The organism is Nocardia sp. CA-119907, from assembly GCF_050955995.1.
In the GTDB taxonomy this organism is placed as follows: Bacteria; Actinomycetota; Actinomycetes; order Mycobacteriales; family Mycobacteriaceae; genus Nocardia.
Window position 1 is genome coordinate 9598340 of the sequence record NZ_CP192091.1, and the last position, 11368, is coordinate 9609707.

Here is an 11368-nt window from a genome sequence, read left to right on the forward strand (position 1 = left end):
AACGGGCCGTGCACACGTGCACGGCCCGTTCGGCCGAATATCAGGCGCTCGCCGCGAAGACGGGAGTGTCCAGGGCCGGTTCGGCAACTGGTTCGATGGCGTAGGCCAGGATGTCGGCCACATCGGCGACGGGTCGGACATCCAGGGCGGCCAGCACTTCCGCGGGCACCTCGTCCAGATCCGGCTCATTGCGGGCCGGGATGAACACCGTCTTCAGACCCGCGCGCTGAGCGGCCATCAGCTTCTGCTTCACACCGCCGATCGGCAGCACCCGGCCGTTCAGCGTGACCTCACCGGTCATGCCGACATCCGCGCGCACCTGCCGACCCAGCGCCAGCGACACCAGGGCGGTGACCATGGTGACGCCCGCCGAAGGACCGTCCTTCGGCACCGCACCCGCCGGGAAGTGGATGTGGATATTGCGATCCAGCACCGACGGTTCGATGCCGATCTCCGCCAGGTGCGAGCGCACGTAGGTGAGGGCGATCTGCGCCGACTCCTTCATGACGTCGCCCAGCTGACCGGTCAGGGTGAGCGCGCGCTCGCCCTCGGCGCCATTGGCCTCGATGTAGAGCACATCGCCGCCCAGACCGGTGACCGCCAAACCTGTTGCCACACCGGGGACGGCGGTGCGTTCCACCGAATCCGGGGTGAAGCGCGGACGGCCCAGGTAATCCTTCAGATTGCCCAGATCGATGGTCAACGACTCCGATTCCGCCGACGAGTCGTAGCCCAGCTCGGTGTCGTAACCCAGCGACACCACGGTGTCGTCGGCGGCCGAACCGCTCCCGCTCCCGTCCTCGGACAGCCGAGTCGCGGCCTTGCGCAACGCCTTCGCGATCAACCGCTCCATCTGCCGCACACCGGCTTCCCGGGTGTAGTTGGCCGCGACCTCACGCAGTGCCTCGTCGGTGATCGACACCTCCTGCGCGGTCAGCGCATTGCGCTCCAGCTGCCGGGGCACCAGGAAGTCGCGGGCGATGGCCACCTTGTCGTCCTCGGTGTAACCGTCGACGGTGATCAGTTCCATCCGGTCCAGCAGCGGGCCGGGGATGGTCTCCATGACATTCGCGGTCGCGATGAACAGCACATCGGACAGATCGAGATCCAGATCCAGGTAGTGGTCGCGGAAGGTGTGGTTCTGCGCCGGATCCAGCACCTCGAGCAGCGCCGCGGCCGGATCGCCGCGGAAGTCCGAGCCGACCTTATCGATCTCGTCCAGCAGGACAACGGGATTCATCGAACCCGCCTCCTTCATGGCGCGCACGATCCGGCCGGGCAGCGCGCCGACATAGGTGCGCCGGTGACCGCGGATCTCCGCCTCGTCGCGCACGCCGCCGAGCGCGACGCGAACGAACTTGCGGCCCATGGCCCGTGCCACGGACTCACCCAGCGAGGTCTTGCCGACACCGGGCGGACCGACCAGCGCCAGCACCGCGCCGGAGCCGCGGCCGCCGACGACCTCGAGTCCGCGCGCGGCACGCCGGGAGCGCACGGCCAGGTACTCGACCATGCGATCCTTGACCTCGTCCAGCCCGTGGTGATCGGCGTCCAGTACCGCGCGAGCGGCCGAAACATCGGTGCTGTCGGTGGTTTTCACCGTCCACGGCAGTTCGAGCACGGTGTCGAGCCAGGTGCGGATCCAACCGGATTCCGGGCTCTGATCGCTGGCCCGCTCCAGCCGGCCGACCTCGCGCAGCGCCTCGGCGCGCACGTCATCGGGCAGATCGGCCTGTTCGACCCGGGTGCGGTAGTCGTCGGCGCCGTCGGGCTCGTCCTCGCCGAGTTCCTTGCGGATGGCATTGAGCTGCTGGCGCAGCAGGAATTCGCGCTGACTCTTCTCCATGCCCTCGCGGACATCTTCGCTGATCTTCTCGGTGACCTCGGCCTCGGCGATATGCGCCTTGGTCCACTCGATCAGCTTGGTCAAACGCTGTGCGGTGTCCGGAGTTTCGAGCAGCTCACGCTTCTCGTCCGCGGTCAGGTACGGCGCGTAGCCCGCGGTATCGGCGATCGCCGACGGATCGGTCAGCTGATTGACCGCGTCGATGATCTGCCAGGCCTCGCGGCGCTGCAGCACCGAAACGACCAGCTTCTTGTATTCGGCGGCAAGCTCTTTGGTGCGCCCGTCCGCGGCGGGCGTCTCGACCGGTTCGGCCTCGACCCACAGCGCGGCGCCCGGCCCGGTGACCCCATGGCCGATCTTGGCGCGCCGTTCGGCCTTCAGCACCGCGGCGGGTGCGCCACCGCGCATCCGGCCGACCTGTTCGATGGTGGCGACGACGCCGTAGGAGGCGTAGCCCTCGGTCAATCGGGGTGCGAGCAGCACCGCGTCGGTATTCGCGGCGCGCGCGGCGTCGATGGCGGCCTGCGCCGATTCGTCCAGTTCGATGGGCACGACCATGCCCGGCAGCACGATCGGATCGGTCAGGAACAGCACCGGCAGGTTCTGTGGTGTAGTCACGTGTTCGACCCTTCCAAAAGTTGAGCGATGCCCAGTCAACCCCAGGGCGATCGCGTTTGTTCCGGCTCTCTCCGCTCGTTCGCTCTCGGCGAATAACCCCCACATCAGCCGCCTTCCATACCTGGAACCCATCGAGTGAGGCGGGTCACCTGGGCGCATCCGGTGGCACGGCGCATCGCACGCGTGAACACTTCCGCCTGCTTATCTGATGGTTTCATCATCTCTGCTTGACAGCGAAGGTCGTCGTGGCTGATGATTTCATCAGAAAACTGTGGATGTCCCCGAACCGACTGGAGGATTCACGCGATGAACACCGACTACGACGTGGTGGTCGTGGGTCTCGGGCCGACCGGACTGACCCTGGCCAACCTGCTGGGGCGGCGCGGGGTGCGCGTGCTGGTGCTCGAGCGTGAGCCGGAGTACTACGGCATGGCGCGCGCGGTGTACACCGACGACGAAGGCATGCGGATCTTCCAAACCGCCGGTGCCGCGGACGAACTCGCCGCGGATATGAATATCGACTCCACCGTGCAGTGGGTGCGCGGCGACGGTCGGCTGCTCGCGCAGTTCAACCAGTCCGACCGGCCGCTGGGCTGGCCGGTGGCCAACTTCCTGTACCAGCCGTACCTGGAGAACACCCTCGAACAAGCGCTGCAACGCTATCCGCACGTCACCGTCCGCCGCGGCCGCGAGGTCGTCGATTTCGACCAGGACGACAACAGTGTGAGCGTCGAACACGCCGAATGCCGCGGCACCGGCTATGGCAGCCGCGCACCGGAGACCGATCCGCGCACCGCGGAGCGGGTGCGGGCGAAGTTCCTGGTCGGCTGCGACGGCGGGCGCAGTGTGGTGCGCACGAAGCTCGGCATCGATATGACCGGCACCAGCTTTCCGGAACGCTGGCTGGTGGTGGATCTGAAGGCCCGCGACGGCGTGGACGCCTTCCGGCACCTGCCGTATTTCAACTTCGTCTGTGATCCCGCACTGCCGATCGTGTCCTGTCCGCAGCCGGACGGACACCATCGCTTCGAATTCATGCTGAGCGAGTCCCAGACCAAAGCGGAGATGGAGGACTCCGACACCGTCCGCCGCCGTATCGCCCGCTTCGTCGATCCGGATGAGGTCGAGGTGCTGCGCAAGCTCGTCTACACCTTCAATGCCGTCGTCGCCGACCGGTGGCGCGACGGCCGGATCCTGATCGCCGGCGACGCCGCGCATATGACCCCGCAGTTCATCGGGCAGGGCATGAACTCCGGCGTGCGCGATGCGGACAACCTGTCGTGGAAGCTGACCGCGATCATCAAAGACGGTGCGAGCCAGGCGATTCTGGACAGCTACGAATCCGAGCGCCGCCCGCACGCCAAGGCGATGATCGATCTTTCGGTGCTGAACAAGACCCTGGTCTCGATCGATAACAGACTCCTCGCCGCGGCCCGCGATATCGCGCTCATCACCGCGATGCGCCTACCCGGTCTGAGCGGCTGGTTGCGTGGCGCGAAGATGAAGCCCGCGCCGCGCTTCCGCCGCGGCGCCTATCTCGGCCTGCCGCGGCACGGTCTGCGCAGGGCGGCGGGCACGCTGGCCCCGCAACCGGATGTGCGGACCTACGACGGCCATCGGCAGCGCCTCGACGATGTCCTCGGCATCGGCTTCGCCCTGATCGGCTACGGCGTCGACCCGCGCACCGTACTCAGCGCCGCTGACCAGGCCGCATTGCGGGCATTGGGCACCCGATTCGTCACCGTCTATCCCCTGGGCGGCCGCCCACAGGGCAAACCGGGCGATGGCCGCAGCACCGGTGCCGATTTCGCCGATACCGAAGACCACACCGGAGCGCTGGCCCGGTGGTTCGCCAAGGCCGGTGTCGGCATCGGCGGTCTGTTGCTGCTGCGCCCGGACAGGTACGTCTTCGGCACAGCCGAACCCGGCCGCGGCGGCGCACTGACCGCGGAACTCATGCGCCAACTGATGGGTTCGGCCGTACGGCCGCCCACCCCAGCGGAATCCGATGCGCAGGCGGATGCGGACCGCCCCCTCGAGCAGGCCCGATAACCCCACCGATGACGGGCCTGCATTGACACCCCGTCCGAGCCGATGAGAATGTTGGCAGCTGGATATCTCAGGACCGGGATATCGGACCGCTGATCTTTTCGAGCGACCCGCAGGCAGTCGCTAAGGCTTAGGGGGATCCCACGATGACAACACTCGCATCCGGAGTGTTCATCAATTGGGAACAGCTGACCGGCCTGTCCAAGTTCAGCGTCGATCTGATCACCTTCCCCATCTTCAGCGCGCTGGCCGGATGGCTCACCAACTGGACCGGTGTGCTGATGCTGTTCTGGCCCGTCGTATTTCGCGGCATCCGGATTCCGGGCCTACAGGTGTTGTATCCGTATTTTCCGCGTCGGGTCCAGGTGCTGCCGACATTCTCCGGCGACGGCCGCCGGTTCGGATTCCAGGGCTTCATTCCGGCGCGTGCCGAGAAGATGGCCAGCATTTGTGTCGACAAGGCGCTCATGCGCATCGGCAGTCCGCGCGATTTCATTCACGAACTGGATCTGCAGGGTATTGCCGACTACATCGCGGTACTCGCGAGCAAGCAGGTGCAGCCCCTGGTCGACGAGTTGATGTATCGGGAGAATCCGGATCTGTGGCGCGGCGTGCCCAAGGCCATGAAACAGATCATCTATCAGCGGGTGGATCGGGAACTGCCGGCATTGACCGAGCGGGCCTTCGAATCGCTCGGCGACAATGTCGACCAGCTCATCGATATCAAATCCTTCGTCATCCGCTATCTGCGGGAAAACCCGTACATCCTGAAGGATCTGACCACCACCATCGCCGCCCCGGAGTTGCGCTTCATGGTGCGGATCGGCCTGCTCGGCGCGCCGTTCGGCCTGCTGCTCGCACTGTATATGCATGTGCACCACACCATTCCGGCGCTCGGCTGGGTGCCGGGCTGGGTGATCGTGCTGCTGGCCTCCGCGGCGATCGGCGTGATCGTCAATGTCATCGCCGTCAAAATGGTCTTCGAACCGGGTGATCCGCAGCCGCGCTACAAATACCTGTGGAAGCAGGCGCTGCTGGCCAAGCGGCAGCCGCAGGCGGCCACCGATCTCGCGCATATCCTCGCCTACCAGGTGCTCACGCTGCCGAATCTGTCCAAGGAACTGCTCGAGGGCCCCAATGGCGATAAGACCCGGCAGCTGATCGAGCGGCTGGTCTCCGATGAGATCCATCGCCAGCTCGGCCCGACCACCTCGATCGTGCGCGTCGCCTTCGGCCGCCGCCAGTTCGACAATCTCAAGGTCGGTGCGGCCGGGGCCGCGGTCGGTCTGGCCCCGAGCCTGATCGAGGACGAGGCGTTCACCCTCGAACAGGCCGAGAAGATCGATGAGTTCGCGGCGCGCAAGCTCCAGGACCTCACCCCGGGGGAGTTCATGGAGATGTTCTACGCCTCGGTCGAGCAGGATGCCTGGCTGTTGTACCTGCACGGCGCGCTGCTCGGCCTGGTGGTCGGCGCCGCCCACCTGACGATTTTCGGCTGGTAACCGGCCCGACCCGGGGCAGCGGAGCAGTCCGTCCCAAATACAAGCACGCATGCTTGCATTTTTTCGGAGCCGCTGCGATGCTGAACCGCGACGGCGTACGAAGTAGTGCGCCTCGACGGGCGCGAGCGACGGGCCCGGAGGAGGCAGCCTGCGTAGGGATTCGAGCACGCCGCGGACGAGACAGGAAACCGATGGCCGACCTCGAAGCGCTGCTGCGCGACTTCTCCGACGAATGCACCGAACTGGAACGCATCGTGGCCGCGCTGGCGGCGGCGGACTGGTCGCAGCCCACGCCGGCCCCCGGTTGGAGCATCGCCCATCAGATCGGGCATCTGGCCTGGACCGATGAGGTCGCCACCATGGCCGCCGCCGATGCCGACGGCTTCGCGAAATTGCTCGAGAATGCCGCGCCGAAGGTGTTGACCTTCGTCGACGAGGCCGCCGAGGAGGCGGCGACCGCACCCGCCGCCGAACTGCTCGACCGCTGGCGCCGGGGCCGCGACGATCTGATCGACGCCCTGCGCGCGGTCCCGTCCGGCACCAAGCTGCCGTGGTTCGGACCGCCGATGAGCGCGGCGTCGATGGTCAGCGCCCGCATTATGGAGACCTTCGCACACGGCCAGGACATCGCCGACGCGCTCGGGGTGACCAGAACACCGACCGCCCGGCTGCGCACGGTCGCGCATATCGGCGTGCGGACCAGAAATTTCGCCTATGCCGTGCACGGCAGGACGGCGCCGGTCGAGGAATTCCGGGTCGAACTCACCGCACCCGACGGCGACATCTGGTCGTGGGGAGCCGACGACGCGACGCAGCGCGTGACCGGTCCGGCCCTGGATTTCTGTCTGCTGGTGACGCAGCGCCGCCACCGCGATGACCTCGCACTCGAAACCGTAGGTGCGGAGGCAGCCGAATGGCTCACCATCGCACAGGCTTTCGCGGGACCGACCGGAACGGGCCGGACGGCGGGTCAGTTCGACTGACCCGCCGAAACCCGACCACCCGGTTCAACAATGGAGAATCGGAGCGGGCGAGCGCCACACTTGGGTGCGCCGTTCGTGTCGGCCGGACGCCGTTGGCCGGGTGTCTCGATGTGGCAGTCGAGAATGACGCTCGCCAGCTATGTCTATTTACCCCTTTGTCAGCTGGTGGAAACATGAATGACGCCGAGTGGCCCGAGTCCGCCAGCGTGTCGGCCGCCCTGAGACTGTGATGCTGATCTCCCCCATGCGGCGCCGCCTGCCGCCGCCCCTGTAATCTGGACACCTGTACGGCTTTCAACGATGCGGGCCGTGCCGACGAGGGGATCAGGGGCGGAGGAAAGGAACGCATCGTGGCAGCTCACAAGCCTGCCCAGATCGCGCGGCACGCCGCCATTGTCCTCGCGGGCACCGCCAGCCTCAGCCTCACCGTGGCCTCCGGGGCCTACATCGTCCACCAGATGGCCGAAACCCAGCACACCACCGGCGAAATCGCCGCACCACCGGCGCGCAACATCCTGGATATCGGCACCGACCGCGGACCCGAGCTCCCCGATGCGCTGCTGACCGGCGGAAGTCACGACCTACCCGCACTATTCGCCCGTTTTCCCGCCGAGACCTCGGACGGCACCGCGAAAACCCCTGAGGCCAATGCCGATTCGCCGACGGCGGTGCCCCCCGGAATCGGCGGCAAACTGCGTGTCGGCACCGCCTATGTCGGCGCGCAGGTGGCCACCGGCCGCGCGGATTCCGTCGCCTTCACCGTGGATACCGATGCGCTGACCACACTGGCGGATCTCCTGCTCTCCGAACCGGTTCGGGAGCGGTTCGGCATCCACGCCGATCCCGGCGGTGTCACCCAGCTGCGCACCGAGGTCGATATGCACAATGGCGAAGTGACACTGGCCTTCTCGGATCCGACCCTCGGCGAACACGGACTCCGGCTCCAGCGCAATCCCGCACCCACCGCGAAACACGCGCCGAGCGTTGACGACTCGACCACACCCGCCACCGACACCCCGACCACGGCCGACGCGACACCGAATCCCGCCACGACGACCGCGAACCGCACCATCGTGGTGTAGTCCGCCTACTCTGCGTCCCATGTACGACTTCTGTGTCATCGGGGGCGGGATCGTCGGAGTCGCCACGGCGCATCGGATTCTGCAACGCCACTCCGGCGCTGGCCTCGTGCTCGTCGACAAGGCCGGCGCCCTGGCCACGCACCAGACCGGGCACAACAGCGGTGTCATCCATTCCGGCATCTACTACCCGCCGGACAGTCTGAAGGCACGACTGTGCAGGCAGGGTGCCGCCTGGACCAAGGAATTCGCCGCGACACACGACATACCGTTCGAGGTCTGCGGAAAACTGCTGGTGGCCACCGATGCCGCCGAGCACGGGCGAATGCTCGCGCTGCACGAACGCTCGGTCGCCAATGACGTCGATGTCGAACTGGTCGACGCCGCCGAACTCACCCGCAGGGAACCGCATGTGACCGGCGTCGGCGCGCTGTTCGTGCCCGCTACGGGCATTATCGATTTCACCCGCGTCACCACCGCACTCGCCGATGAGGTCCGGGCCGCGGGCGGCGAGATCGTGCTCGGCGCGGAGATCACCGAGCTCACCGAAACCACGGACGCGGTCACCGCATCCGGCCCCGCGGGCTCCTGGACCGCGCGCACCCTGGTGGTCTGCGCGGGTCTGCAGGCCGACCGGATGGCCGCGCTGGCCGGCCTGCAAACCGATTTTCGCATCGTTCCGTTCCGCGGCGAGTACTACCAGCTACCGCCCAGCCGAACCGGATTGGTGCGCACGCTGATCTATCCGATCCCCGATCCGGCACTGCCGTTCCTCGGCGTACACCTGAGTCCGACAATCGACGGGGCGCTGACAGTGGGCCCCAATGCGGTGCTCGGCCTGGCCAGGGAGGGGTATCGCAAGGGCAGTTTCGACGCCCGCGACGTCCGTGCGGTACTCGGTTTTCCCGGCTTCCACCGGGTTGCCCGCGCGCATGTCCGGACCGGGCTGCGGGAATTGCGCAACTCGCTGTTCAAGCGCGGCTACCTGGCCGAATGCCGTCGGTACTGCCCCGAGCTGACGGTCGCGGACCTGCGGCCGCGCGAGGCGGGAATCCGCGCGCAGGCGGTGCTGCGCGACGGCACCCTGGTGCACGACTTCATGATCGAGCGCACGCCGCGCTCGGTCCACGTGCTCAACGCCCCGTCACCGGCGGCCACCTCCGCCATGCCGATCGCCGAGTACATCGTCGACCAACTCTGACCCGATTCGGTAGCTGAGTCGCCCCTCCCAGCAAACCAAGCGACCACCCGGTCGCCAATGTGGAAAGCTGTCCAACCAAATTCCGGGCAACCACTCCAATAAAGAGGAGAGCTGTAGTACTTTTAGCGGCAGCCAACAGGGAGGGCCTATGGGCCACATCAAGTACGCGAGCGACGTCGGAGCCCCGGTCGAGGTGGCCTTCACCTATACGGACAACCATCAGTTCGTGCCGGATTGGATGTTCGGCGTCGCCGCGTTCGAGCCGAAAGGCGAGCTCGACCAGGGGCTCGGCGCCGCCTTCACGACCCGCGCCAGGTTCGGTCCGTGGCGGCCGACCCTGACATGCGAGATCACCGAATACCGGCGCAATGTGGTGATCGGCTACACGCTACGCGGACGGTTGTCGGGAACTTTGACGCTGCGCTTCGATCCACTCGGCTATGGACGCTCGGTGCTGACCTCGGAAGCGGAGTACGCTCCACCGAGTGGGCTCTTCGGCCGCCTGTGCCTGCGCCTGGTGGATTCCGCCGTGCGCTCGGCGCTGCGCCGCACCGAGTCCCAGTTGCGAAGGGAGATAGAGGAATTCCACGGTACCGATCTTGTCGGTCGGATTGCGTAGGGTGCCAGCCATGATCATCGTGAGCACCGACGGATCCTGCCTCCGCAATCCCGGCGGCGCCATCGGCTGGGCTTGGGTCAATCATCAGGGCGGCTCGCGCAGCGGGGGAGCCGCCACCGGAACCAATCAGGTCGCGGAGTTGCGCGCGCTGCTGGAGGCGATAGTCGCCCATCCCGGCGAGGAACCGCTGTTCATCGAGAGCGATTCGCTATACGCGATCAAATGCGCCTCGGAGTGGATCTTCGGCTGGCGCACCAATGGCTGGCGCACCGCCACCGGCGGCGCGGTGAAGAACGTCGAACTCATCAAGCAGATCGACCGGGCCATCGCCTCCCGGCCGGGACCGGTCCGGTTCCGCTGGGTGCGTGGACATGTCGGCAATTACTTCAACGAGATGGCCGATACCCTCGCGGGCGAGGCGGCCAGACAGGCCGCGGCCTCCGCGGCCGCCGGTGAGGTGCCGACCGCGGAACTCCCCGAGCTGCCGCCGGTAGTAGAGGACAAGACCGAAAAGACCACCGCCCTCGGCAATTCGGCCAGGGCAGCCAAAACCTCCCGGCCGCGGTCCGCGGGGAAGCCGGTCGCACCAGCACCTCAGGCATTGACCCTGTTCTGAGAGCGCCGGGCGCGACCGGGCGCAAGACCGCCGGAAAAGACCTCCGGGCGGGTGGTGCCATTCCCACCCGCCCGGAGGCGTCTTCGTATTCGGTTGCCGACGCGCTTGCTCAGTTGCCCATCTGCTTGAGGATCGGCAGGTCGAACTTGTCGACGAGCCACTTGTCGCCGACCTTCTTCAGACCGGCGACCACCACGAGTTCGACCTTGCTCGGCGGTTTGTTCGCGGCGGCGATATTCACATTGGTGGTCGTCTGACCGATCACCACCAGCACCTTCGCGCTTTCGGTATCACCGGACTGGAAGCCGCACTGCATGTCGTAGGTGGACGACGTGGCCTTGGCGTCGACGACCACACCCTTGAGATCCTGACCGAGCTTGGCGAACTGGTCTTTCCATTCACCGGTCGATGCGGCGTCCACCTTCTTCAGGTAGTCGTCGATGGTCTGCGGATCGTAGGTGGAGATCAGCTTGCCGTACTCACACGCGGCCGTGGTGGCCGCCTCGTGCGCGTCCAACTGGTCGCCGCGATTGCTCGCCTGCCGGTAGAAGACGATAACGGCGGTCACCGCCGCGACCAGCAGCACTCCGGCGACGAATGCGGCGACGATGGGCACCAGCGCGCCCCGCTCCTTGCCGCCATTCTGGGGACCCGGCTGCGCCGCGCCCTTGGCCGACGTGTCCATGGCCTGTTTCGGCTCGGACTTCGGGGCAGCTGCATCGCCCGACTTCCCGATCTCGACGGTCTTGTCCTCGGCGGGCACGTCGGCTTTCGGGGCATCCGAGTTCTGGTTCTCGGCGCCGACATCATCAGTGGACATCGATAAATCCTGCACTTTCCCGGCGCACCCGAGCG

Annotated in this window: 9 protein-coding genes; 7 read left to right on the forward strand and 2 right to left on the reverse strand. The window is 66.7% G+C overall.

What is annotated here, in order from left to right; translation table 11 throughout:
• Positions 1–40 precede the first annotated feature (40 nt).
• A complete protein-coding gene (lon, locus tag ACQP2D_RS43135) occupies positions 41–2464 on the reverse strand; it encodes an endopeptidase La (protein ID WP_433681634.1) in 2424 nt (807 codons plus the stop codon).
• Positions 2465–2770: 306 nt separating this feature from the next.
• Here lon and ACQP2D_RS43140 point away from each other — a divergent pair, with 306 nt between their 5' ends.
• The 7 genes from ACQP2D_RS43140 (at position 2771) to ACQP2D_RS43170 (ending at position 10513) form a co-directional block, all read left to right on the forward strand.
• The gene (locus ACQP2D_RS43140) at positions 2771–4516 is read left to right on the forward strand and encodes a bifunctional 3-(3-hydroxy-phenyl)propionate/3-hydroxycinnamic acid hydroxylase (RefSeq protein WP_433681635.1); all 1746 of its coding nucleotides are present in this window, start codon (positions 2771–2773) and stop codon (positions 4514–4516) included.
• A gap of 143 nt (positions 4517–4659) precedes the next feature.
• A complete protein-coding gene (locus ACQP2D_RS43145) occupies positions 4660–6015 on the forward strand; it encodes a hypothetical protein (protein ID WP_433681636.1) in 1356 nt (451 codons plus the stop codon).
• 191 nt (positions 6016–6206) lie between these two features.
• Entirely contained in the window at positions 6207–6998 is a 792-nt protein-coding gene (locus ACQP2D_RS43150) for a TIGR03084 family metal-binding protein (protein WP_433681637.1), read from the forward strand.
• Between the two features lie 350 nt (positions 6999–7348).
• A complete protein-coding gene (locus tag ACQP2D_RS43155) occupies positions 7349–8080 on the forward strand; it encodes a hypothetical protein (RefSeq protein ID WP_433681638.1) in 732 nt (243 codons plus the stop codon).
• A 19-nt stretch (positions 8081–8099) separates the two neighbouring features.
• The gene (gene lhgO / locus ACQP2D_RS43160; RefSeq protein ID WP_433681639.1) at positions 8100–9278 is read left to right on the forward strand and encodes an L-2-hydroxyglutarate oxidase; all 1179 of its coding nucleotides are present in this window, start codon (positions 8100–8102) and stop codon (positions 9276–9278) included.
• A gap of 148 nt (positions 9279–9426) precedes the next feature.
• Positions 9427–9897, forward strand: a complete 471-nt coding sequence (locus tag ACQP2D_RS43165) for an SRPBCC family protein (protein WP_433681640.1) — start codon at positions 9427–9429, stop codon at positions 9895–9897.
• A gap of 10 nt (positions 9898–9907) precedes the next feature.
• Positions 9908–10513: a ribonuclease H family protein gene (locus ACQP2D_RS43170; protein ID WP_433681641.1), complete on the forward strand. Its 606-nt coding sequence runs from the start codon at positions 9908–9910 to the stop codon at positions 10511–10513.
• Between the two features lie 109 nt (positions 10514–10622).
• On the opposite strand, the gene ACQP2D_RS43175 is transcribed toward ACQP2D_RS43170, so the two are convergent.
• On the reverse strand, positions 10623–11333 hold the full coding sequence (locus tag ACQP2D_RS43175) for a hypothetical protein (protein WP_433681642.1): 711 nt from the start codon (positions 11331–11333) through the stop codon (positions 10623–10625).
• Positions 11334–11368 lie beyond the last annotated feature (35 nt).

Coding starts and splice junctions, on each gene's coding strand:
- ACQP2D_RS43140 (WP_433681635.1), top strand. CDS start 2,771: ATGAACACCGACTACGACGTGGTGGTCGTGGGTCTCGGGCCGACCGGA.
- ACQP2D_RS43145 (WP_433681636.1), top strand. CDS start 4,660: ATGACAACACTCGCATCCGGAGTGTTCATCAATTGGGAACAGCTGACC.
- ACQP2D_RS43150 (WP_433681637.1), top strand. CDS start 6,207: ATGGCCGACCTCGAAGCGCTGCTGCGCGACTTCTCCGACGAATGCACC.
- lhgO (WP_433681639.1), top strand. CDS start 8,100: ATGTACGACTTCTGTGTCATCGGGGGCGGGATCGTCGGAGTCGCCACG.
- ACQP2D_RS43165 (WP_433681640.1), top strand. CDS start 9,427: ATGGGCCACATCAAGTACGCGAGCGACGTCGGAGCCCCGGTCGAGGTG.
- ACQP2D_RS43170 (WP_433681641.1), top strand. CDS start 9,908: ATGATCATCGTGAGCACCGACGGATCCTGCCTCCGCAATCCCGGCGGC.
- ACQP2D_RS43175 (WP_433681642.1), bottom strand. CDS start 11,333: ATGTCCACTGATGATGTCGGCGCCGAGAACCAGAACTCGGATGCCCCG.